At 70.4% G+C, this 22,766-nt stretch carries 22 protein-coding genes; 13 read left to right on the top strand and 9 right to left on the bottom strand.

Features of this window, described 5'->3' with window-relative positions; genetic code table 11:
• The first annotated feature begins 102 nt into the window (after window positions 1-102).
• The gene (locus ACIPEP_RS03360) at window positions 103-279 is read left to right on the top strand and encodes a CsbD family protein (protein WP_229086017.1); all 177 of its coding nucleotides are present in this window, start codon (window positions 103-105) and stop codon (window positions 277-279) included.
• Window positions 280-330: 51 nt separating this feature from the next.
• Here the strand turns inward: ACIPEP_RS03360 and ACIPEP_RS03355 are convergent, their stop codons facing one another.
• Entirely contained in the window at window positions 331-1,404 is a 1,074-nt protein-coding gene (locus tag ACIPEP_RS03355) for a spore photoproduct lyase family protein (RefSeq protein ID WP_402716495.1), read from the bottom strand.
• Between the two features lie 140 nt (window positions 1,405-1,544).
• Between ACIPEP_RS03355 and ACIPEP_RS03350 the strand changes: the two genes are divergently transcribed.
• Together ACIPEP_RS03350 and ACIPEP_RS03345 are read left to right on the top strand one after the other, a co-directional pair.
• Window positions 1,545-1,880 carry a biopolymer transporter Tol gene (locus ACIPEP_RS03350; protein ID WP_071302763.1) on the top strand — a complete coding sequence of 112 codons (336 nt, stop codon included), beginning with the start codon at window positions 1,545-1,547 and terminating at the stop codon, window positions 1,878-1,880.
• On the top strand, window positions 1,877-2,329 hold the full coding sequence (locus ACIPEP_RS03345) for a hypothetical protein (RefSeq protein WP_071302764.1): 453 nt from the start codon (window positions 1,877-1,879) through the stop codon (window positions 2,327-2,329). Before ACIPEP_RS03350 ends, ACIPEP_RS03345 begins: the two co-directional genes overlap by 4 nt.
• A gap of 12 nt (window positions 2,330-2,341) precedes the next feature.
• Here the strand turns inward: ACIPEP_RS03345 and ACIPEP_RS03340 are convergent, their stop codons facing one another.
• The 5 genes from ACIPEP_RS03340 to ACIPEP_RS03320 all read right to left on the bottom strand — a co-directional run bounded on the left by ACIPEP_RS03340 (window position 2,342) and on the right by ACIPEP_RS03320 (window position 7,800).
• Complete coding sequence (locus ACIPEP_RS03340) at window positions 2,342-2,494, bottom strand: hypothetical protein (RefSeq protein ID WP_175496038.1); 153 nt, start codon at window positions 2,492-2,494, stop codon at window positions 2,342-2,344.
• Between the two features lie 44 nt (window positions 2,495-2,538).
• The gene (locus ACIPEP_RS03335) at window positions 2,539-4,374 is read right to left on the bottom strand and encodes a beta-galactosidase family protein (protein WP_402716494.1); all 1,836 of its coding nucleotides are present in this window, start codon (window positions 4,372-4,374) and stop codon (window positions 2,539-2,541) included.
• A gap of 71 nt (window positions 4,375-4,445) precedes the next feature.
• Entirely contained in the window at window positions 4,446-5,780 is a 1,335-nt protein-coding gene (locus ACIPEP_RS03330; protein WP_175496037.1) for a sugar ABC transporter substrate-binding protein, read from the bottom strand.
• A 98-nt stretch (window positions 5,781-5,878) separates the two neighbouring features.
• Complete coding sequence (locus tag ACIPEP_RS03325; RefSeq protein WP_175473685.1) at window positions 5,879-6,868, bottom strand: carbohydrate ABC transporter permease; 990 nt, start codon at window positions 6,866-6,868, stop codon at window positions 5,879-5,881.
• Window positions 6,865-7,800, bottom strand: coding sequence for a carbohydrate ABC transporter permease (locus ACIPEP_RS03320; protein WP_070418185.1), 936 nt, complete (start codon window positions 7,798-7,800; stop codon window positions 6,865-6,867). The genes ACIPEP_RS03325 and ACIPEP_RS03320 overlap by 4 nt, the downstream gene beginning before the upstream one ends.
• Window positions 7,801-7,934: 134 nt before the next feature.
• On the opposite strand from ACIPEP_RS03320, the gene ACIPEP_RS03315 reads away from it, so the two are divergent.
• Window positions 7,935-8,972 carry a LacI family DNA-binding transcriptional regulator gene (locus tag ACIPEP_RS03315; protein ID WP_402716493.1) on the top strand — a complete coding sequence of 346 codons (1,038 nt, stop codon included), beginning with the start codon at window positions 7,935-7,937 and terminating at the stop codon, window positions 8,970-8,972.
• A gap of 163 nt (window positions 8,973-9,135) precedes the next feature.
• Complete coding sequence (locus ACIPEP_RS03310) at window positions 9,136-9,429, top strand: hypothetical protein (protein ID WP_071295568.1); 294 nt, start codon at window positions 9,136-9,138, stop codon at window positions 9,427-9,429.
• A gap of 485 nt (window positions 9,430-9,914) precedes the next feature.
• On the opposite strand, the gene ACIPEP_RS03305 is transcribed toward ACIPEP_RS03310, so the two are convergent.
• On the bottom strand, window positions 9,915-11,417 hold the full coding sequence (locus tag ACIPEP_RS03305) for an alpha-N-arabinofuranosidase (RefSeq protein WP_070418182.1): 1,503 nt from the start codon (window positions 11,415-11,417) through the stop codon (window positions 9,915-9,917).
• A gap of 226 nt (window positions 11,418-11,643) precedes the next feature.
• Between ACIPEP_RS03305 and ACIPEP_RS03300 the strand changes: the two genes are divergently transcribed.
• The 4 genes from ACIPEP_RS03300 (at window position 11,644) to ACIPEP_RS03285 (ending at window position 15,565) form a co-directional block, all read left to right on the top strand.
• Entirely contained in the window at window positions 11,644-13,011 is a 1,368-nt protein-coding gene (locus ACIPEP_RS03300) for an extracellular solute-binding protein (protein WP_070418181.1), read from the top strand.
• A 23-nt stretch (window positions 13,012-13,034) separates the two neighbouring features.
• On the top strand, window positions 13,035-14,006 hold the full coding sequence (locus ACIPEP_RS03295) for a carbohydrate ABC transporter permease (RefSeq protein ID WP_070418180.1): 972 nt from the start codon (window positions 13,035-13,037) through the stop codon (window positions 14,004-14,006).
• A gap of 1 nt (window position 14,007) precedes the next feature.
• Window positions 14,008-14,922 carry a carbohydrate ABC transporter permease gene (locus tag ACIPEP_RS03290; protein WP_083295235.1) on the top strand — a complete coding sequence of 305 codons (915 nt, stop codon included), beginning with the start codon at window positions 14,008-14,010 and terminating at the stop codon, window positions 14,920-14,922.
• 118 nt (window positions 14,923-15,040) lie between these two features.
• Entirely contained in the window at window positions 15,041-15,565 is a 525-nt protein-coding gene (locus ACIPEP_RS03285) for a hypothetical protein (RefSeq protein ID WP_402716492.1), read from the top strand.
• 16 nt (window positions 15,566-15,581) lie between these two features.
• On the opposite strand, the gene ACIPEP_RS03280 is transcribed toward ACIPEP_RS03285, so the two are convergent.
• Window positions 15,582-16,421 carry a siderophore-interacting protein gene (locus ACIPEP_RS03280; RefSeq protein WP_402716491.1) on the bottom strand — a complete coding sequence of 280 codons (840 nt, stop codon included), beginning with the start codon at window positions 16,419-16,421 and terminating at the stop codon, window positions 15,582-15,584.
• Window positions 16,422-16,449: 28 nt separating this feature from the next.
• Between ACIPEP_RS03280 and ACIPEP_RS03275 the strand changes: the two genes are divergently transcribed.
• The 4 genes from ACIPEP_RS03275 (at window position 16,450) to ACIPEP_RS03260 (ending at window position 20,577) form a co-directional block, all read left to right on the top strand.
• Complete coding sequence (locus tag ACIPEP_RS03275; protein WP_254790889.1) at window positions 16,450-17,529, top strand: iron ABC transporter permease; 1,080 nt, start codon at window positions 16,450-16,452, stop codon at window positions 17,527-17,529.
• A 116-nt stretch (window positions 17,530-17,645) separates the two neighbouring features.
• Entirely contained in the window at window positions 17,646-18,680 is a 1,035-nt protein-coding gene (locus ACIPEP_RS03270; protein ID WP_071296038.1) for an iron chelate uptake ABC transporter family permease subunit, read from the top strand.
• A complete protein-coding gene (locus tag ACIPEP_RS03265; protein ID WP_070418178.1) occupies window positions 18,677-19,543 on the top strand; it encodes an ABC transporter ATP-binding protein in 867 nt (288 codons plus the stop codon). Before ACIPEP_RS03270 ends, ACIPEP_RS03265 begins: the two co-directional genes overlap by 4 nt.
• Before the next feature lie 11 nt (window positions 19,544-19,554).
• A complete protein-coding gene (locus tag ACIPEP_RS03260) occupies window positions 19,555-20,577 on the top strand; it encodes an ABC transporter substrate-binding protein (protein WP_402716490.1) in 1,023 nt (340 codons plus the stop codon).
• 72 nt (window positions 20,578-20,649) lie between these two features.
• On the opposite strand, the gene ACIPEP_RS03255 is transcribed toward ACIPEP_RS03260, so the two are convergent.
• Window positions 20,650-22,701, bottom strand: coding sequence for a transglycosylase domain-containing protein (locus tag ACIPEP_RS03255; RefSeq protein ID WP_402716489.1), 2,052 nt, complete (start codon window positions 22,699-22,701; stop codon window positions 20,650-20,652).
• Window positions 22,702-22,766: the final 65 nt, after the last annotated feature.

The raw sequence follows: 22,766 nt of genomic DNA, 5'->3' as shown, positions 1-22,766 counted from the left end.
CACGAACCTGCGGCCCGGCCGCGAGCCGCGCTGCTGCCCCTGGTTGTGTTCATGACACAGGCCCCGAGGACCCTCGGCGGTCCCCGGAGGAAGGAAGACACCATGTCGCTCGGAGACAAGGCGAAGGACGTCACCCAGAAGGTCGTCGGCAAGGTCGAGGAAGCGGTCGGCAAGCACACCGACGACGACGAGCTCAAGCACCAGGGCCAGAAGGACCAGGTCATGGGCGAGGGCCGTCTCGAGACCGAGAAGGCGAAGGACAACCTCGACGGTCACTGAGCCCGTCGCACCACGCAACGCCCGCGCCCGACGGCGCGGGCGTTCGTCGTCTCAGAAGGCGTAGCGGATGCGGCAGCTCGGCAGCTGCTCCGCGACGAGTTCCCGGAACCGCTCGACCAGCTGCCCCTTCATCCCGGAGCGGTAGCGGACGTTGACCGCACCGTTCTGCGACACCTTCTGCTCCTGCAGGTCCGGGCGCCACAGCAGGTCCTCGGCCTTCGGGTGCCAGCCGAGGTTGACCTCGTGCAGGGGCTCGTTGTGGATGAGGAAGATGACCTCGGCCGCGAGCTGCGCCTTCGCCGCCGGGGACAGGACGTCGTCCACCTGACGCAGGAGGTCGGCCCAGTCGGACTCCCACGTCGGGGTCAGGATGACGGGCGAGAAGTTGAGGTGGACCTCGTACCCGGCGTCGACGAAGTCGTTCGCCGCGGCGATCCGCTCGGCGATCGGGCTGGTGCGGATGTCGGTGACCTTCGCGGTCTCGTGCGGCATGAGCGAGAACCGGATGCGCGTGCGCCCCATCGGGTCCCAGTCGAGCAGGTCGCGGTTGACGTACTTCGTCGCGAAGGAGGCCTTGGCCGTCGGTGACATCCGGAACAGGTCGCAGAGGTCCCGCACGTTGTCGCTGAGCATCGCGTCCACCGAGCAGTCGCTGTTCTCGCCGATGTCGTAGACCCACGCGTGCGGGTCGCACTGGTTCGGCTCGGTCTTCGGCCCCTGCTTCGTGATGTTGCGGGCGACGTGCTTCGTGATCTGGTCGATGTTCGCGAAGACCGTCACTGGGTTGCTGTAGCCCTTGCGCCGCGGGACGTAGCAGTAGGCGCACGCCATGGCGCAGCCGTTCGCCGTCGACGGGGCGATGAAGTCCGCGGAGCGCCCGTTCGGCCGGGTCACGAGCGACTTCTTCACGCCGAGGACGAGCGCCTCGGTCTTGATGCGCACCCACCGCTGGACGTTCCGCTCGTCGCCGTGCACCTCGGGGATGTTCCAGTGCGACTCGACGGGGACGATCTCGGCGTCGGGCCACTGCCCGACGACCTCCTGCCCGCGCTGGAGCTCGAGGGCTGCCGGCTCGGCGTAGATCCGGCGGACGTCGAGCAGGGCGCGGGTTCGGGGTTCGGGCATCACCGCCGTTCTACCGCCCACCCCTGACACCGTGCACCGGATCCGCGCGGTGACCGTCCTGGTTCGCGATCCCCGGACTCAACGAACCAGAACGGTCATCCCTCCGGACGAACCCGGTATCCGCTGCGAGACTCGGGTGCATGACCGCGACGCCCGACGACCACTTCTTCGTGGTCGACGGTCGGCGGTGGCGACGGACCGACCCGGCACTCCCCGAGGACGTCGCCGCAGCCCTCCGGTCGCACCTCGGTCGGGGCCGCAACGCCGTCAAGCAGGCCAAGCGCTCCGGCGACGAGGACGCCCTCGCCGCAGCACGGCACCGCAACGGCCTGGCGAAGCACGGGCTCGGCGAACGCGGGCCCGAGTGGTGGACCCGCCCCGAGGCCGACCGGATCGCCGACGCCCGGCGAGCACTGCACGACCTCGACGCCCTCGACACCGATTCGCCCGACGCCTCGAGCCGGCCGCTGCCGTGAAGACCATCCGGCCGCCGCGACTCGACCGCGTGCTCAACATCATCGTCTTCGGTCCCGTCGGCATCGGGACGGGTGTCGCGGTTGCTTCGGTCGCCTTCTCACCGGGCGCGTCAGCCCGGGTCTTCGTCTTCGTCCTGGGTGTCGTGTTCGCTGCGATCGCTACCTGGGTGTTGGTCCGGCTCCCGCGGCTCGGCGTCCAACTGTGCGGAGACACGCTGCGGTACCACGGCTTCCTCGTCAGCTGGTCGGCGCCGCGCGACGGCATCACCACGGTGCTCGACGATGCGTTCGTCGAGTGGCGTGATGACAGCGGCACGGAACACCGGCGGCAGATCTGGATGCTCACGCAGGCGAGGGAGGACGACGGCACCAAGTTCGCCCCACTGTGGCGGTGGCGACGTGCGGCGCTGCTCGAGGTGCGGGCGTGGGCCGGAGCTCGAGCAGTCTGACTCCCGGAACGGTCAGGGGCGGTAGTCGTCGGGCTTGTTCGGGGTCGGGGTCGGCGGCGCTCCCGCACCGACGATCCCGCCGGAACCGAACGAGGTGAGCACCCCCGCCAGGACGTGGAGCACGGAGACGACCACGCGCCACACCCACTGCAACACCCGCACCATCGCATCCCCCTCGGCTGCTCGGACTCCAGCGAAGCCTAACCCCGTCAGCCCTCCGTGTGCCCGAGGTCCGGCTCGACCCGCAGGCACACCGACCGGGACGCGGCGGCGTGCAGTTCGAGGACGATGACGTCGTTCCTCCCGGCGCGGAGCACCGGTCCGGGGACGGCCAGGGTGCGCTGCGGCCCGCGGGACCAGTACCGGCCGAGGCAGAACCCGTTCACCCAGGCGACGCCCTTCCGGAACCCGTCGAGGGCGAGGTAGCGGTCCCCTGCCTCGGCGAGGTCGAACGACCCCGTGGCGAACACCGGTCCGGCCAGCACGTCGCCGTCGGTGGGCAGGGCGTCGGCGAGGATCGTCAGCGCGGCCTCGGGCATCGGGTCGAGGGCCAGGGGCGACGCGGTCCAGCGGGCGAGCGGGACTCCGTCGACGGCGATCCCGCCGATCAGGCCCTTCGGCTCGCCGATGCGTGGGCCGTAGTCGACGCGGCCCTGGTCCTCGACGAGGAGCTCGAGCGTGCCGGTGACCGGGGGCAGGGCGATGGCGCGGTCGTGGTGCTCCCGCTCGAGGACCCCGACGACGATCCCGTCCACGGAGACGACGGCGCGGTCGCGGACCTCCTCGCCGACGGTGAGCACGCCGCCGGACGGCAGGTCCACCTCGGTCCGGTACAACACGAAGCCGCTCGCAGCGCCGAGGGCGTCGAACGTCGGCGGGGTGTCGTGCGCGGACCACGACGTGAGGGACGGCAGCAGGGCGCGCAGGGGTGTGACGCGGTCGAGGCGGACGGCGACGTCCGAGGCGGGGGCGAGCCGCGCCTCCTGGCCCGGAGCCGACCCGACGGGACCGACGGACCCGAGCCGACCCGACCCACCGGGCTGCATCGCAGCGGGCAGCGGCGGCACAGGCGCGTAGCGCTCGATGACCGAGCGGAAGGCGTGGAACTTCTCCGTCGGACGGCCGGCCTCGTCGAGCGGGGCGTCGTAGTCGTACGACGTCGCGATCGGGCGGTACACACCCTTGTCGTTCGCGCCGTTCGTGAAGCCGAAGTTCGTGCCGCCGTGGAACATGTAGATGTTGACGGAGCCGCCCGCGGCCAGCAGGTCGTCGAGGTCCGATGCCGAAGCAGCGGCCGGCGTGGTGTGGTGGTGCTCGCCCCAGCTGTCGAACCAGCCGTCCCAGAACTCCGAGCACATCAGGGGGCCGGTCGGCTGGGCCTGTCGGAGTCGCTCGAGCCGCTCGACGGAACGCGAGCCGAACGAACCGGTCTTGTGCAGCGAGGGCAGCGAACCGTCCTCGAGCATCGTGCCCATCGGCTGGTCGACGCTCGTGAAGGGAACGGTGAGCCCGATCGCGCGGTGCATCGCCTCGAGCTTCCGCAGGTACACGGGGTCGGAGCCGTAGGCGCCGTACTCGTTCTCGACCTGCACGAGCACGATCGGGCCGCCGTGGTCGATCTGCCTCGGGACCAGCACCGGCGCGAGACGCTCCAAGTACCCCTGCACGGCGGCGAGGAACCCCGGCTCGTCACGGCGGACCCCGACGGTGCCGTCGGCGAAGAGCCAGTACGGCAGGCCGCCGTTCGTCCACTCGGCGCAGATGTAGGGGCCTGGTCGGACGATGGCGTGCATGCCTTCGGCGGCGACGAGGTCCAGGAAGCGGCCGAGGTCGAGACCGTCCTCGAAACTGAACGAAGAAGGCGACGGCGCGTGCGCGTTCCAGGCGACGTACGTCTCGATGGTGTTGAGCCCCATCAGCTTCGCCTTGCGGATCCGGTCCGCCCACAGGTCGGGGTGCACGCGGAAGTAGTGGATCGCGCCGGACAGGATCCGGTGCGGCTCGCCGTCGAGCAGGAAGTCGGTGTCGCCGATGGCGAAGCGCATGGGGGAACTCTTTCAGGAGACGGGGCCGTGCGGAAGGTTCCGCACGGCCCCGGGTCGAACTGGTGTGGTGACTACTTGGACGAGACCGTGAAGCCCTGGTCCTTGCCGTACTTCGCGAGGGCCTTCTGCCAGGCGGCGAGACCGCTCTCGAGCGAGGTGCCGTTCTCGTACGACTGGCCGACGGTGTCCGCGTACACGCTGTTCGCGTACACCTGGTAGGGCAGGTAGGTGAAGTCGTTGTCGGACGACTTCGACGCGTCGACGAGCACCTTGTTGATCTGCTGGCCGCCGAAGTACTCCGGCTTCTCGTCGAGGAACGCCGAGGACTCGAGGTCGGCGGTGGTCGACGGGAACCCACCGGACTTCATGAAGATCCCGGTCGACTCCTTCGAGGAGTTCAGCCACTTGAGGAAGCCCGCCGCGAGGGCCGGGTTCTTGGACTGCTTCATGACCGCCTCGGCGCTGCCGCCGTTGTTCGCGGTCTGCGCGGTGCCGCCGTCGTAGGTCGGCATCGGCGCGACGCGCCAGTCACCGCTGGCGTCGGCGACGCTCGCCTCGAGGTTGCCGGGCATCCAGGCGCCGGTGATGAGCGTGGCGATCTGGCCGTTGCCGAGCTGCTTGTACCAGTCGTCGCTCCAGCCGACGGTCTTCGACAGCAGACCCTGCTCGACGAGCTGGTCCCAGGTCTTGGTCCACTTCTTCGTGCCGGCGTCCTCGAGGTTGATCGTGACCTTGTCGCCCTTCGTGGTGAAGGGCGTGCCGCCGGCCTGGGCGATCATGCTCGTGGTGAACCCCGCGTCGCCGGAGTCCGCTGCGATGTACGCGTCCGGGTCGGCCTCGTGCAGCTTCTTGGCCGCTGCGACGTACTCGTCCCACGTCTTCGGCACGGCGATGCCGTACTTGTCGAAGACCTTCTTGTTGTAGAACAGCGCCATGGGGCCGGAGTCCTGGGGCAGACCGTAGATCTTGCCGTCCATGTCCACCGAGTTCCACGTGCTCGTCGCGAACTTGTCCTTCAGGTCGCCGAACCCGTACGAGGACAGGTCGAGCAGCGAGTCGGACAGCGCGAACTGCGGGAGCGCGTAGTACTCGACCTGGGCGACGTCGGGGGCACCCGAGCCGGCCTTGATCGTGTTCTGGAGCTTCGTGTACTGGTCGGCGCCGGTGCCGGCGTTGACGAGCTTGACCTTCACCTTGGGGTAGGCCTTCTCGAACGCGGCGACCTGGTCCTTCGCGGACGGGGTCCACGACCAGTAGGTCAGCGTGCCGCCGTCCTTGAGGGCCTTCGAGATGTCGTCGGACGAACCGCCGGACGAGGAGCCGCCGGAGGCGCAGGCGGCGAGGGCGACGGCTGCGGTGACGCCGATGGCGACGGCGCTGAGGCCGCGCCGGAGACGCTTGTTCATGGAGGTGCCTTTCACTTCTTCGTGGAGAGGGGGTGGAGCTGCTGTGTGTCGGGCAGGAGGCGCGTGGCGGGGCCGCTGCGTGCCTCCCGTCCGACGGATCAGGCCTTGACGGACCCGGCCGCGAGGCCGGACTGCCAGAAGCGCTGGAGGAAGAGGAACGCGACCACGATCGGGATGATCGTGAGGAGCGATCCCGTGACGACGAGGTTGTAGATCGGCTCGGCACCGGACCCGGTGGCCTGCGCGTTCCACTGGTTGAGGCCGACCGTCAGCGGGTACCACTTCGGGTCGCTCAGCATGATGAGCGGCAAGAAGTAGTTGTTCCAGGTGGCCACGACCGCGAAGAGCAGGACCGTGACGACACCGGGTGCGAGCAGGCGGAGCGCGATGGTGAAGAAGATCCGGAACTCGCCGGCGCCGTCCATGCGGGCGGCCTCGAGGAGTTCGGCGGGGATCGCGTCCACCGCGTAGGTCCAGATCAGGTACATGCCGAAGGGGCTGATGAGCGACGGCAGGATGATCGCCCACGGGGTGTTCGTCAGGCCGAACTGCGAGAAGAGCAGGAAGGTCGGGACGGCGAGGGCGGTGCCGGGGACGGCGATCGCTCCGAGGACGACGGCGAAGACCGCACGGCGGCCGGGGAACTGGAACTTCGCCATGCCGTAGCCGGCGATCGTGGCGAGGAGGGTCGCGCCACCGGCGCCGACGACCACGTAGAGCAGCGTGTTCCCGAGCCACTGCACGAAGATGCCGTCGTTGTACGTCAGCGTGTCGACGATGTTCTGCCAGAGGTTGAACTTCCCGCCGAACCACAGGCCGAAGGTCGACAGGAGCGAGGCCTGCGTCTTCGTGCTGTTCACGAGCAGGTAGAACAGCGGCGCGAACGAGTAGACGACGAAGACGATCATCACGGCCGTGAGCAGGCCGGAACGCTTCGGCTTGCGTCCGTCGACGTGCTGCTCGGCCTTCCGCTCGGCACGCCTGGAGGCGCGGCTCGACCGGGCCTGCGGGTCGCGCAGCGTCGTGGTCGCCTCGGTGACGGTGGCCGGGCCGGACGCGCCGGTCGCCGGGTGCTGCAGGGTGCTCATCGGTTCTCCTCGCGGGTGCCGCGGACCTGGACGACGTAGGCGATCACCGCGGTGATCACGCCCATGACGATCGCGACGGTGGCGGAGTAGTTGAACTGCTGGCCGCTGAAGGACAGCGAGTAGGCGTACATGTTCGGCGTGAAGGCACTGCCGATGACGTTCGGGGCGAGCGTCTTGAGCAGGTTCGGCTCGTTGAAGAGCTGGAAGCTGCCGATGATCGAGAAGATCGTGGCGATGACCATCGGGCCGCGCAGGGCCGGGAGCTTGATCGAGAAGACCGTGCGCATCGGGCCGGCACCGTCGAGCTCGGCCGCCTCGTACAGCTCGCCGGGCACGGTGCGGAGCGCGGCGTAGAAGATGAGCATGTTGTAGCCGAGGAACTCCCACGTGACCACGTTGCCGATCGACGTGAGGACCCAGTCCGGGCTGAACGGCTGCAGCAGGTCGATGCCGAGCGCGTGGTTCGCGGTACCGGTGAGGCCGAACTGGTTGCCGTAGATGAAGCCCCAGATCAGCGCGGCGACGACACCGGGGACCGCGTAGGGCAGGAACACCGCGATGCGGAAGAAGCTCGTTCCCCAGAGCCGGGCACTGTCGAGCGCGAGGGCGGCGACGAGCGCGAGGCCGAGCATGATCGGGACCTGCACGACGAGGAATACCGCGACCCGGCCGAGGCCCGACCAGAACTTCGCGTCCTGGAAGAGCTGCACGTAGTTGGCGAACCAGACGAACTGGTTGCCGCCGATGAGCTGGTCGCGGAAGAGGCTGAGCCAGAGCGCGTAGCCGATCGGGACGATGAGCATCGCGACGAGGACGACGACGAACGGGCCGACGAAGAGCCATCCCGTGTACCGGCCGCGCGGTCTGGCGCGGCGCCGCGGTGGCACGGCCGGGGCGGTGGCTCCGGCTGCGCGCGCTTCCAGCGTGCTCATGTGACTCCCTTGTCGTGCTGTGTTCGGGTCCGTCGATGTTGACGTCAACATCGAACGGCGCGACGATAGCATGGCAACGTCAACATGCGCTAGCGTCCGGTGCAGGCCGTCGCGCTCGACGTCCACTCGCACCGATGGGAGACCCCGTGACGACCGACCTGTCCGCCACGCGCCGGTCCCCCTCGATGGCCGCCGTGGCCGAGGCCGCCGGGGTCTCGATGCAGACCGTGTCCCGCGTCGCTCGCGGCTTCGACAACGTCTCGCCGGACACCCGTGACCGGGTCCAGCGTGTGATGGACGACCTCGGCTACCGCCCGAACCGCGCCGCCCGGGCCCTCCGCTCCGGGCGCTTCCGGACGATCGGCGTGATCATGTTCACCCTCGCGTCGTACGGCAACATGCGGACGCTCGAGGCGATCGCCGACGCGGCCGGTGTCGCCGACTTCACGATCACGCTGCTGCCGATGGCCTCACGCACCGAGGAAGGCGTCCGCTCGGCCTTCTCCCGCCTGCACGAACAGGCCGTCGACGGGGTCGTCATCATCATCGAGTCGCACATCATCGACACGGCCGAGGTCGTCCTGCCCGACGGCGTCCCGATGGTCGTCGTCGACTCGACCGGCACCACGCAGCACCCGGCGATCGACACCGACCAGGCCGACGGCGCCCGCCGGGCCACGCAGCACCTGCTCGACCTCGGGCACGACACCGTCTGGCACGTCGCCGGCCCCGAGTCGTCGTACTCGGCCGCCCGACGCCTCGCCGCATGGCAGGCCACGCTCGAGGCCGCCGGGCGCACCGTCCCGCCGGTGTTCCGCGGCGGCTGGGGCGCCGAGTCCGGGTACCGCGCCGGGCAGGAGATCGCCCGCCGCCCCGAGATCACGGCCGTGTTCGCCGCGAACGACCAGACGGCCCTCGGGGTGCTCCGCGCCGCCCACGAACTCGGGCGGCCCGTGCCGGAGACCCTCAGCGTGGTGGGCTTCGACGACTCCCCCGAGTCCGACTCGTTCTGGCCGCCGCTGACCACCGTGCACCAGTCCTTCGACGAGGTCGGGCGCCGGGCGGTCCGGAACCTCCTCGCCCAGATCGACGGGCAGCCGGTCCGCGCCGAGGCCGACCTCGTGCCGGTCCGCCTGGTGGTCCGGGCGAGCACGGCGCCGCCGCCGGCCTGACCGACCCCGCGGCAACGGCGTCCGTCACACGGTCAGCGCGCGGGGCGTACCGTGCACACGGAGCCGGTCTGCTGTCCCGGCCCCGGGTGTGCGCCACTTCCGTGTGTCCGGAGGACGAGCCACCGCTGCGGTCCTCATCTCCCCACCTCGGCGCGTTCGGATCATGAAGAACATCGTGTACGGCCTGACCGCCGTCCTGACCTCCGACGAGGCCGCGGACGCCGTGCTGGACTACGCCGCAGCACTCGCGCACGCCGGACTCGCGGACACCGTCGCCGTCCCCACCGTCGACGCGTTCGGGAGCACCACGACGACGTCGTTCCTGCTCGCCCCGGCGCTCGGGCTCCTCATCGAGGACGCCGCCGACGATCCGCTCGGCCCCGACACGGCCGCCTTCGTCGAGGAGATCTCGTGGCGGGCCCGCGCTGTGCGCTGCACGCCGCCGCCGCACGCCTGACGAGCGCACGCGCGCGGCGACACCTCACGCGCGCGGCACTCCGTGAACTGTCGCTGCGCGCGTGCGGACGCAACCGCCCGACGGACGGGAGGCGCGGCGCCAGCCCGCACCGCGCCTCCCGTCCGCCGTCGCGAAAGCGACACGTCACAGCGAACCTCCGGCGCACATCTGTCGCCCTGGCGACACGGACGCGCGCCGCACGCGGCACGGTGTCGCTTCCGCAGCACGGACTGCGCCGCACCGCCGACGGACGGGAGGCGCGGCGCCGGCCCGCACCGCACCTCCCGTCCGCCGTCGCGCACCTCACGCGCCCACCGACACCTCACGCGCCAGCCGCCCCGTGAAGTGTCGCCCAGCCCGTGAAGTCGCGACCGCCCCGCCCCGCGCCGCGGCCGCGGCCGCACGGCAGAAGGCGCCGGCACCGCGAAGCGGTCCGACGCCCTCTGTGCTCACTCGACGCCCGCCGCAGCGTGCGCCGAGGCGTCTCAGCCGATCGACACGGCGGTCCAGGAGACCGGCGGGAGCTCGATCGTGATGGTGTCACCCTCGCGGCGGACGGACTCGTTCGTGCGGAGCCCGACGCGCTCGGTGTTCGCCAGGTCGTTCACGGCGTGCAGGTCGTCGTCCCAGACACCCTCGGCACGGACGTCACCGTCAACCGACAGGCCGGCGAGGTCGATCGTGACCGTGGTCGACTCCGACGGGTGCCGGTTCACGAGGAACACCGCGGCACCGTCGTCCGAGACCGTGGCGGCCGAGTCGACGACCGGGACCTCGCCGTACTTGCCGCCGTCGACCGTGTCACCCGAGGCCTTGACCTGGAGCGACGTGCCGTTGGCGAGCTTCGACGTCAGCGAGAACGGGAAGAACGTCGTCTGGCGCCAGGCCGGGCCACCGGGCTCGGTCATGATCGGGCCGATGACGTTGACGAGCTGCGCGAGCGAGGCCGAGGCGACGCGGTCGGCGTGCCGCAGCAGCGAGATGAGCAGGCCACCGACGACGACGGCGTCGGCGACCGTGTAGACGTCCTCGAGCAGGCGCGGGGCGACCGGCCAGTCCTGCAGCTCGAAGGTCTTCTGCTGCTCGTTCCACTTCGAGATGGACCAGACGTTCCACTCGTCGAAGGAGATGTCGATCCGCTTGTCGGACTTCTTCTGCGCCTGCACGTGGTCGGCGGCGGTCGTGACGGTCTTGATGAAGTGGTCCATGTTCACGCCGGAGGCGAGGAAGGAGGCGAGGTCGTCGCCCTCCTCGTAGTAGGCGTGGGCGGAGATGTAGTCGACGTCGTCGTAGGTGTGCTCGAGGACGGTGCGCTCCCACTCGCCGAACGTCGGCATCGACGCTCCGGAGGAACCGCAGGCCACGAGCTCGAGGTCGGGCTGGATCTGCCGCATGGCCTTGGCGGTCATGGCGGCGAGCTTGCCGTAGTCCTCGGCGTTCTTGTGACCGAGCTGCCACGGGCCGTCCATCTCGTTGCCGAGGCACCACATCTTGATGGCGAAGGGCTCCTGGCGACCGTTCGACTTGCGGTACTCGCTGAGGGCGGTGCCGGCGTCGATGTTCGCGTACTCGAGGAGCTCGATGGCCTCCTGCGTGCCGCGCGTGCCGAGGTTGACGGCGAGCATGAGCTCCGAACCGACCTGGTCGAGCCAGTGCTGGAACTCGTGCAGGCCGACCTCGTTCGTCTCGGTCGAGTGCCAGGCGAGGTCGAGTCGGCGGGGGCGCTGCTCGACCGGGCCGACGCCGTCCTCCCACTTGTAGCCGGAGACGAAGTTGCCGCCGGGGTAGCGGATCGCGGACACGTTGAGTTCCTTGACGAGTTCGACGACGTCCTTGCGGAAGCCGTGCTCGTCGGCGGTCTCGTGCGACGGCTCGTGGATGCCGTCGTAGACGTGGCGTCCGAGGTGTTCGACGAACCCGCCGAACAGGCGACGTCGCACCGGCCCCACGGTGAACGCGGCGTCGAGGACGAGGTGTGTGCGGGGCATGGATCTCCTTCGATCGTGGGGCTGCCTGCGCTCGGCGAAAGTGAGCGCTCACGTTCCCGAAACGCTAGCGGCTTTCCGCGCGACACGAAAGGGGGCGGCCACGAACATCACGGATCGGTCGTCACCCGCGCCGAAAGGGTGGCGGCACGCCGGGACGCGCGCTAATGTGAGCGCTCACGGAGCACCGACCCTGCTCCGACTCGGCCCGTCCCGATGGAGTGATGCCATGCCGAACCGAATCCCCGTACCCACCCCGCACCCACGAGGCGGCGCCTTCACACGGCGGAGCCTCCTCGCCGCGGGCGCAGCCGCCGCGACGGTCCTGCCGCTCGCCGCCTGCTCCAGCCCCCTCGCCGCCGGCATCGCCGGTGCACCGCTCAACCCGGAGACGCTCGTCTTCTGGAACCTGTTCGGTGGCGGTGACGGTCTCCGCATGCAGGAGATGGAGGCCGGCTACGCCAAGCAGCACGGCGGCTCGTCCTCGCTGCAGGCGACCACGTTCGCGTGGGGCAACCCGTACTACTCCAAGGTCACACTGGCCACCGTCGGGAACAAGCCGCCGGACGTCGCGATCGCCCACCTCACCCGCGCGAAGCCGCTCTGGGACGGGGACCTGCTCGACCCGATCACGAACGACGACCTGGCGAGCGTCGGCCTGAGTGCGAGCGACTTCAACCAGAAGGCCTGGACGGCGCAGAAGACCGACGGCAAGAACATCTGCATCCCGCTCGACACCCACCCGTTCGTGCTCTTCTACAACGTTGATGTGTGCCAGAAGGCCGGCCTCATCGACAGCGACGGCAACCTCAAGGACCTGACCGGGATCGACGCCTTCGAGAGCGCGCTCGCTGCGGTCGCGAAGGTCACCGGCGGCACGGCCCTCAACGTCGCCAACGTCAGCGAGATCGCGACCCCGTGGCGGTTCTTCTGGACGATGTACAACCAGATCGACGGTGCGACGCCGTTCATCAGCGACGGTGGCGCGAAGCTCACCGTCAACGAGGACGCGTACACGAAGGTCACCGACATGACCCAGAAGTGGGTGAAGAACGGCTGGCTCAACAAGGGCCTCGACTACGCCACCGCGCAGACGCTGATGTTCACCGGCAAGGCGGGCTTCTTCATGCAGGGCGAGTGGGAGATCAGCACGGCGCAGTCCATCAAGGGCCTGAAGTTCGGCATGGCGCCGATCCCGCAGCTCTTCGACAAGCCGGCGACGCAGGCCGACTCGCACACGTTCATCCTCCCGAGGAAGGACCGCACGCCCGAGCAGCGCAAGGCGCACATGCTCTTCATCAAGCAGATGCTCGAGCAGAGCCTCACGTGGGCGCAGGGCGGTCACGTCCCGGCCTACATGCCGACCTACGACAGCACCGCGTACAAGAAGCTCACGCCGCAGTCGAACTACGCCTCGGCCGCCGAGAGCGCCGTGTTCGACGACCCGGCCTGGTACGGCGGATCGGGGTCGACCTTCGAGAACACGGTCGGCGCCCAGCTCGCCCTCGTGCAGCAGGGCAGCAGCTCCCCCGCGCAGGCCATGTCCGCGATCAAGTCCCAGCTGTCCACCTACCTCAACACCCCGAGCCCGCTGTAAGCCCGCGCGAAAGGCACGATGACGTGACCACAGCACCTGTCCTCGACCGGCCCACCGACGCCACCACGGCGCCGCGTGCACGCCGGGCCGGCTCCTTCCGGACCAGCCTCACGCGCGGCCAGGGCCGCACGGGGTGGCTCTTCCTCGCCCCCTTCGGCCTGTTCTACCTGGCCTTCCTGCTCGGCCCCACGGTGTGGATGATCGTGTCGAGCTTCTTCAACACCTCGACGGTCCGCACCGGGCTCGGCAGCTTCGCCGGGTTCGCGAACTACGCCGAGATGCTCGGCCGTGACGACTTCTGGTCGTCGCTCTGGCACACCCTGCAGTTCACGCTCTACACGACACCGCCGCTCGTCATCCTGGCGTTCCTCTTCGCCGTGCTGACGAACCGGATGAACCGCGGCCAGTGGTTCTTCCGACTGGCGTTCTTCCTGCCGTTCATCCTGCCGTCGGCGACGATCTCGCTGATCTGGGTGTTCATCTTCACCCCCGCGACCGGTCTGTTCGCGTCGATCCAGTCGGCGCTCGGGCTGACCCCCGGCGCCGGTGTCCTGGCGAGCCCGAACACCGCGATGATCGGTGTCGCGATCGCCACGGTCTGGTGGACCCTCGGCTTCAACTTCGTGCTCTACCTGGCCGGCCTGCAGGAGATCCCGCGCGAACTGTACGAGGCCGCGGCCGTCGACGGCGCGTCGAACTGGCAGCAGATCAAGTCGATCACGCTCCCGCTGCTCGGCCGCACCACGACGCTGGTCATCCTGCTGCAGATCATCGCCAGCCTGAAGATCTTCGACCAGGTGTACCTGATGACGAACGGCGGACCGGGCATCTCGACCCAGGTCTCACTGCAGCTCATCACCGGCGTCGGCTTCACCGACAACCGACTCGGCGCAGCATCGGCCGCATCGGTGCTCCTGTTCATCGTGATCGTCGCGATCGCGATCATCCGGCAGATCGTCGAGCGCGCTGCCGCCAAGCGAGAGATGGGTGCCTGACGTGACCACCACCGAGAGCATCACGACCGACCGCCCGAAGCTCCGCACCGGGGTCTCCGCCGCGGCACCGGCGAACGCCGCGAAGATCGGTGTCTCCGGCAAGGGCTTCAACCTCGTCGCCGGCATCGTCCTCGGCGTCTTCGCGGTGATCTGGCTCATCCCGAGCCTGTTCGCCCTGAAGACGTCCCTGTCCGACAACGGCGTCGCGGCCCTCGGCGCCAACTCGATCCTGTCGAACTGGAACCCGACGCTGCACTCCTACGCGGCACTGTTCCAGGCCGGCGACATCTGGAACTGGTACCTGGCGAGCGGCATCACGAGCCTCGTGACGACCGCCCTGACGGTGCTGTTCGCGTCGATGGCGGCGTTCGCGTTGTCCCGGCTCGCCTTCCGCGGGCGGAACGTCGCGTTCCTGCTCATCATCCTGGGCATCATGATCCCGACGCAGGTCCTGATCATCCCGATCTTCCAGGAGCTCAACTCGGTCGGCCTGCTGAACACCTACTGGTCGGTCATCTTCCCGCAGGTGCCCGCCGTGATCGCGGTGTTCATCTTCAAGCAGTTCTTCGACGGCATCCCCCGGGAGCTCGAGGAGGCGGCGCGCATCGACGGCGCCGGCATGTGGAAGATCTACTGGTCGGTGATCCTGCCGCTCTCGCGTCCGGTCATCGCGGCGGTGGCGATCCTGACGTTCGTCGGGGTCTGGAACAACCTGCTGCTGCCGCTGTTCGTGCTGTCGAACCCCGACCTCATGACGATCCCGGTCGGGCTCGCCACGGTCCAGGGCAGCTTCGGTCAGCGCTACGCGGACATCCAGGCCGGCGCGATCCTGGCGGCGCTGCCGCTGATCATCCTGTACCTGATCTTCCAGCGGCAGATCGTCGAGGGCGTGACGGGTTCCGGCCTCAAGGGCTGACGCGACCACAGGACGGACGGGAGGGACGGTGCCAGCTGGCACCGTCCCTCCCGTCCCGCGTGTGAGGACCCCGGACGCGGGGTCGCCGGACCGCCGCGTCGTCCGGCATGATCGCGGGGTGCCGAAGACCCACCGGCGGCTGCTCGCCGCCATCGCCGCCATCGCCGCCACGGGCGTCCTCCTGTCCCTGACCGGGTGCGCGCGCCACGACGCGTTCCCGAAGGAGTACGGGCACGCCTGGCTCGACCGCATGACGACCCTGCTCGGCGGCGGCGAGGACGGGCAGGGCGGAGCGGGTGGGCAGCTCCTCGCGGACGACGACGACGACCACGGACCGATCACCGGGTCAGCCGCGCTCCAGTACGAGCTCTCGGGCCCGTACGACGTCCTCGCGGTGTGCCGCTCGACGGCGACCGTGCACCTGACCATCCGCGACTTCACCGCGCGGAAGGAGCACGACGGCGAGTCGACGGATCCCCGCACGGTCCTCGACGAGGGCGACATCGTGTGCGGCGCCACCACCCGCCTGTCCATCACGGTGCCCGCCGACGCCGACGGCATCATGCTCGACGTCAGCACCGCCGATCGGTCGGGACGGGCGCTGTGGGACGCGGCCATCGTGCCGCGGGGCTGGACGCCCTGACGCGAAGGGGTGCGGGTCAGGCGGAGACGGACTCGCGGGCCTGGTGCTTCCAGAAGCCGGAGAACGTGATCCGGGACTTCGGCAGCCCGGCACGGTGCAGATGTCGACGTCCCTCCGTCGCGAGCGTCGACTCGCCCACCACGAAGGCGTACCCGCGGTCGTCGGCCGGGACGTGCCGCTGGAGCTCGGCGAGCGCCGCCCGACCGGGGACCGCGTGCGGGGCGACCTCGTCGCGGACGATCCACGTGACGGTGACACCCGTGGGTGCGTCGAGAGGACGGACGTCGCCTCTGGACGGGACCTCCTGGATGATGCGGCCGACCGCGTCGCGCGGGAGCGAGGCGGCGATGCCGACGACCCCGGGGAGCCCGGTCTCCTCGGCGGCGACCAGCACCTCGCTCGTGTCGGGCGGGCAGTCGAAGATGCAGCCCTGGTCGAGCATCGCGAGCTCGTCACCGGGGCGGGCGTCGCAGGCCCAGATGGCTGCGCGGCCCTCGGGGGTGCCGTCCGCGTCGGTGTGCACGACGAAGTCGACGTCGAGTTCGGGTGTGCCGTCGGCGAGCCGGCGGAAGGCCGCGACGGTGTAGTTCGCGCAGTGCGGGCGGACGTCCTCGGGGATGGCGAGGTAGGTCGGCCACCACTTGGTGCCGTCGAGGTCGGGCATCCGGAAGGCGTCCTGGTCCGGGCGCTGCACGAACAGGCGGAACCAGTGGTCGAACCCGAGGTACCGGAACTCGTGCAGGTCGTCACCGGTGACCGTGACGCGGTGCATCGACGGGCTGACCCGTTCGGTGCGGACGACGCGCGCGCGGAAGAGCCGGGGGTTCTCGGGCAGGAGCCGCGGGATCTTCGCCATGAGGCAAGGCTAACCTAAGATGATCTCCGTGCCAGCCCCCATCCCCACCCTGGCTCCCGTCCGGGAGGCCCCCGCCACGCGTCCGACCGACGCGCTCGGCGTGCACCGAACCGCCGTCCGACGCCGGGCCCTGGTGATCGTCGCGCTCGTCGTGGTGCTCGCCCTGGTGGCGGTCGCGAGCCTGCTCCTCGGCAGCAACCGGATCGGCGCCGACCGCGTCCTCGACGGGCTCATGCGCACCGGCAGCAGCACGGACGAGGCGATCGTCTGGGGCTCCCGCATCCCCCGCACCCTCATCGGTGCCGCGGTCGGAGCGGCGCTCGGGATCGCGGGCCTGCTCATGCAGGGGCACACCCGGAACCCCCTCGCCGACCCCGGCCTGTTCGGCGTCTCGTCCGGTGCCGGCCTCGCGGTCGTGATCGGCGTCTACGTGTTCGGCATCACGAGCACGGGCGCCACGGTGTGGTTCGCGCTCGTCGGGGCCCTCGTGGCGAGCGTGGTCGTGTTCTCGGTGACGATCGCGGGCAGCGGGACCGCGAGCCCGGTGCCCCTCGCCCTCGCCGGAGCCGCGGTCTCGGCGCTGCTCGGTGCCCTGACGTCGTTCGTGGTGCTCACCGACCAGGACTCGCTCGACGCGTACCGGCTGTGGGTCGTCGGGTCGCTCGCGGCACGGCAGCTCGACGTCCTCGGAGCCGTCTGGCCGTTCCTCGTCGCCGGACTCGTGCTCGCCGTGCTGAACGTGCGGGCGCTCGACGCACTCGGGCTCGGGACGGACCTGGCGAAGGGCCTCGGCGAGAACGTGCTCGTCGCGCGGCTCGTCGGACTCGGCGGCATCACGCTCCTCGCCGCCGGGGCGACCGCCGCCGCGGGCCCGATCGGGTTCGTCGGCCTCACGGTGCCGCACGTCGCCCGGGCGCTCGTCGGCACGGGGCACCGCTGGACCCTGCCGGTGTCCGCGCTGGTGGGTGCGGCGCTCGTCGTGCTCGCGGACGTGGTCGGTCGCCTGATCGGCGGCTTCGCCGAGGTGGAGGTCGGCATCGTCCTGGCCGTCATCGGCGGGCCCGTGTTCGTCGCCGTCGCACGTCGCCGATCGCTGGTGTCGCTGTGAGCGCGGCGGAGCAGGCGCGAACGCGCACGGAGGCGCAGGCGCGCACGGGCACAGAGGCGCAGGCGCGCACGGGAGCACACCCCCGCGCCCACGCCGCTGCCGCCCGTCGCGGCGTCGTGGTCGGTCCCGTCGGGCTCGCCTGGCGCCCCCGCGTCTTCTGGTACACGGTCGCAGCGCTCGGTGCCGTCGGCGTCCTGATCGTCCTCGGTGTCGCGATCGGCTCGACCTGGATCGCCCCGGCCACGGTCCTCCGCTCGCTGTTCGGGCTCGAGACGGGACCGGACGCCTTCATCGTCTCCACCCTGCGCCTCCCCCGTGTCCTCACCGGCGCACTCGTCGGCCTGACCCTCGGCGTCGCAGGCGCCCTCACCCAGACCTTCACGCGGAACCCCCTCGGGACGCCCGACATCATCGGGGTCACCTCCGGCGCGAGCGTCGGAGCGGTGGCAGCGATCGTGCTCGGCGGCGGGTCGTACTCGGTCTCGGCGATCGTCCTCGGCGGGGGCATCCCGGTGGCCGCGACGATCGGTGCGCTCCTCGCGGCCGCGGCGGTGTACGGGTTCGGGTGGCGCGGCGGCGTGCAGAGCTACCGGCTGATCCTCGTCGGCATCGGGGTGAGCGCCACGCTCGACGCCGTCACGAGCTACCTGCTCGTCCGCGCGAAGATCACGGCGGCAGCGGCGGCCTCGCAGTGGCTCGTCGGCAGCCTGTCGAGCACCTCGTGGTCGAGCGTCTGGCCGCTGCTCGTGGTCGCCGCGATCGCCGTCCCCCTGGCCCTGGCCACGAGCGCCGCACTCGGCATCGGGCAGCTCGGCGACGAGGTCGCGACCGGGGTCGGCCTGGCCGTGCAGCGACACCGACTCGTCGTGATCGCGCTCGCGGTCGTCCTGACCGCCGCCGCCGTCGCTGCGGCCGGCCCGGTCGGCTTCGTCGCGTTCGTGGTCCCGCAGGTCGGGCTCCGGCTCGCCGGCACGAACCGTCCACCCCTGCTGCTCGCCGGAGCGCTCGGTGCCGCCCTCGTCCTCGCCGCGGACCTGCTCGCCCGGTCGGCGTTCCCGTGGCAGGTGCCGGTCGGCATCATCACGACCGTGATCGGCGCCCCCTACCTGATCTGGCTCCTCATCCGTCACCGCAAGGAGATGTCCCGATGACCCCCACCCCGGACACCACGACCGACGCCACCGTCCCCGTGCTCGAGGCCCGCGGGCTCGCGGTCGGCTACGACCGGCACCCCGTCCTCTCCGACCTCGACCTGCGGATCGAGCGGGGCACCGTCACGACGTTCCTCGGCGCGAACGGCTGCGGGAAGTCCACGCTCCTCAAGGCCTTCGGCCGGGTGCTCAAGCCCCAGGCCGGCGAGGTCCACCTCGACGGGACCCCGATCCGCCGGGAGTCGAACCGAGCGGTCGCGAAGAAGCTCGCGATCCTCCCGCAGTCCCCCGTGGCCCCGGCCGGCACGAGCGTCCTCGACCTGGTGATGCGCGGCCGGAACCCGCACCAGTCGTGGGCGAAGCCGTGGACCGCCGACGACGCCGACGTCGCCGAGCAGGCCATCGCGGCGACCGGTCTGACCGAGGTCGCCCACCGGGACGTCGCGAGCCTGTCGGGCGGGCAGCGGCAGCGCGCCTGGATCGCGCTCGTGGTCGCGCAGCAGGCCGAGACGCTCCTGCTGGACGAACCGACGACCTACCTCGACCTGGCGCACCAGCTCGAGGTCCTCCGGCTCGTCCGGCGCCTCAACCGCGAACAGGGATCGACCGTGGTCATGGTCCTGCACGACCTGACGCTGGCGGCCCGGTACTCGGACCGGCTCGTGGTCCTGCACGAGGGCGGTGTCGCAGCGGACGGCACCCCGGCGGACGTCCTCACGCCGGAGCTGCTGGAACGCGCGTTCGGGCTGCACGCCCGCGTCGTCGCCGACCCGGTGACCGGGGCCCCGATGATCGTCCCCGAGGCCGACGAGCACGATGTGGTCCGCCACGACGAACTGGCGGGCGCGCTCAACTTAGGTTAGCCTCTCCTAACGTGAAGACCTTCCGCCGCGGCTCCTTCCGCGCCGCCCTCGTGACCTCCGTGGCCGTCTCGGCCCTCCTCCTCGCCGGCTGCTCCAGCACGAACAGCTCCGACGACAGCGCCGGCAGCGGCAGCAGCGCCGCAGCCGACGGCGCCTGGTCGTACAAGGACGCCACCGGCACGACCGTCAAGGTCGACCACACCCCGAAGCGCATCGTCGTGCTCAACGACATCGCGATCTCGTTCATCGAGTACGGGCTCAAGCCGGTCGGCACCTTCGGGCAGCTCACCATGGCGAAGGACGCCCGCTTCGACGACCTCGACACCGACGGCATCACGCAGCTCGGCGAGGCCTACGGCGACATCGACCTCGAGCAGCTCGCCGCGCTGAAGCCCGACCTCGTCGTCACCTCGGTCTACCCGACGGACGAGAAGGGCACGCTCGACACCACCCAGCCGGGCTACGGCTTCAAGGACAAGGAACAGCAGAAGCAGGTCCAGGCGATCGCTCCGGTCGCCCAGGTCAAGTGGGGCGGCAAGGGCGAGGACGTCATCAAGACGATCGCCGACCTCGCCGAGTCGCTCGGTGCGAAGGAGTCCACGGTCGACGCGGCCGAGGACCGCTTCGAGACCGCAGCGGACGACCTCGAGAAGGCCGCGAAGGAGTCCGACCTCTCGGTCGTCTCGATGTACGCCGACGGCGACGGCGCCTACGTCACCCGCCCGAGCGACGAGCCGACCCTGCAGATGTACACGTCCTTCGGCGTCGACTTCGTGAACCCGAAGCCCAAGGGCTTCTACTGGGGCATCTACTCGTGGGAGAACGCCGGGCAGATCTCCGGTGACGTGATCCTGCTGTCGCAGCAGGGCTACCAGGTCGCCGACCTCGAGAAGCAGCCGACGTTCGCCGACAACGCGGCGCTCGAGGCCGGCCAGGTGCACAGCTGGACCTTCCCGGCGCTCGACTACGCCTCGCAGGCCGGCTACATGACGAAGCTCGCGGGCTGGCTCGAGGACAGCAAGAAGCTGTCCTAGTCGCCACCGGACGACGGACGGGAGGCGCGGTGCCGGCTGGCACCGCGCCTCCCGTCGTTCGTCCGCTGCAGCTCACCCCACGGACACCGCCGCGTTGACCGCCGTCTGCGCCTGCCGCCACACGGCGGCACGGGTGCTCGCGTACGTCCCCTCGACGTTGTCGAAGTGGCGCAGGTTCGCCTTCCCACCGTCGGTGTTCCCCTGCCAGTAGGCCGTCACCGCGCGGGTCGTCCCGCCGATGAGCCAGATCTGGTCGGCGTCGTCGGTGGTGCCGGTCTTGCCGAACACCGTCGCACCGTCCGGGGTCTGCCCGCCGTTCGCGGTACCGCCGCGGAACGCGCCCTGCATGACCTCGAACGCGGTGGTCGCGACGGCGGTCGGGACGGCCTGCCGGCACGAGCGCTGCTGGCCGCCGAGTTGCTCGCCGTCCCGCGAGGTCACCTGGTCGATGACGACCGGCGCGCAGTACACGCCGCCGTTCGCCACGCCGGCGTACGCGGCCGCCATGGTGAGCGGCGCGATGCTCGTCGTGCCGAGCACGGCCGCGGGGTTCGCCGGCAGGGCTCCCCCGGTCGCCGGGTGCACGCCGAGCGCCGCCGCGGTGTCGCGGATGTCGCACAGGTCGAGCTGCTCGGCCATCGACGCGTAGGCGGCGTTCACCGACTGCGCCGTCGCCGCGCGGACCGTGAAGCGACCGGTCTGCCCCGGCGAGTCGTTCTTCGGGTTCCAGTACGAGTCGATCGTCTGCCCGCACTGCGTCCACGAGCTCCGACCGTGCCGGGTGCCGTCGACGACCGCGTCGGGGCTCTTGCCGGCGGCGAGCCACTGCAGGAGCGTGAACATCTTGTAGGTCGAGCCGACCTGGAACCCGGTCGAGTCGCCGTTCGCCTCGTCGGTCGCGTAGTTCAGCGAGGTCGCGCTCGCGGGGGCGTTCGACGAGCGGTCGTAGTCCTTGTTCTGCGCCATCGTCAGGACCCGACCGGTCCCGGCCTCGACCGTGTCCAGCGTGGCGCCGAGGGCGAACCGGGACTCGGTGGCCGGGTCGTAGCGGTCGAGCAGCGCCTTCTGCTGCCCGTTCAGGTCGAGGTCGAGGGTCGTCTGCACGCGGTACCCGCCCTTCCGCCAGGCGTCGTCGCGGCGATCCTGCGTCGGGCCGAGCTGCGGCAGTTCCCGAGCGGCCTCGACCGCGTACTGGCAGAAGAACTCGGCGCCGCGGGCGACGGCCTCGCACCCCTGCTGCGGGGGCGTCAGGCGGACGTACTCGGCCGGCTTCGACGCCAGTGCCTCGGTGAGCTCGGCACGGCTCAGGTGCCCCTGGTCGTGCATCGACCGGAGGATGACGTCGCGACGGGCGACGTTGTCGGCGTAGTGGCTCGGGCGCGACAGGTCCCGCCGCTCCGGCCACTGCACGATCGCGATGAGCGACGCGGCCTCGGCCGGGGACAGGTCGGTGGCGTCCTTGCCGTAGTAGCGCTGCGCGGCGGCCTGCACCCCGTACGTCTGGTCGCCGAAGTACGCGATGTTGAGGTACGCCGACAGGATCTCCTGCTTCGAGTACTCCTTCGCGAGGCCGATCGCCAGCTTCATCTCGGCGAGCTTGCGCTGCGCGGAACGCTTCGTCGCCTCCTTGTAGGCGGCGTCGCGCTCCGCGGCCGTCGGGAGCTCGCTCGCCTGCTGGATCTTGATGTTCCGCACCAGCTGCATCGTGATGGTCGACCCGCCGGAGCCGCCCTTGCCGCCCGCGGCGACCACGCTCACGAGGGACCGGACCATGCTCGTCGCGTCGACGCCGCCGGTCTCGTAGAAGCGCTTGTCCTCGCCGTCGACGGCCGCGTGCTCGAGGGTGTCGCTGATCTGGTCGAGGCTGAGCTCCTGCCGGTTCTGCGCCCAGACGTTCGCCAGGTGCACCGGCTTCCCGCCGCGGTACGCCCAGACCTCGTTGCGCTGCGGCAGCTCACCGATCTCGATGTACTCCGGCATCGAGTCGAAGACCCCGATCGCCGAGGTCGTCCCCACCCCGGCCACCGCCAGCACCGGCGTCACGCCGACCCCGACCAGCAACCCGGCGAGCACACTCCCGCCGACGAAGCCGAGCGCGGCTCCTCCTGCACGTCTGAACGTCATCCCCTGGGCCTCCCCCTCGTGTGGATCACCGCTGCTGCGGTTCCCGGAGCGTCCCAGCCGAGGTC

Origin of the sequence: Curtobacterium sp. NPDC087082, assembly GCF_044745045.1 — a bacterium.
In the GTDB taxonomy this organism is placed as follows: domain Bacteria; phylum Actinomycetota; class Actinomycetes; order Actinomycetales; family Microbacteriaceae; genus Curtobacterium.
The sequence above is the reverse complement of the archived record's forward strand: the minus strand, read 5'-3'. Positions and strand labels throughout refer to the sequence as shown.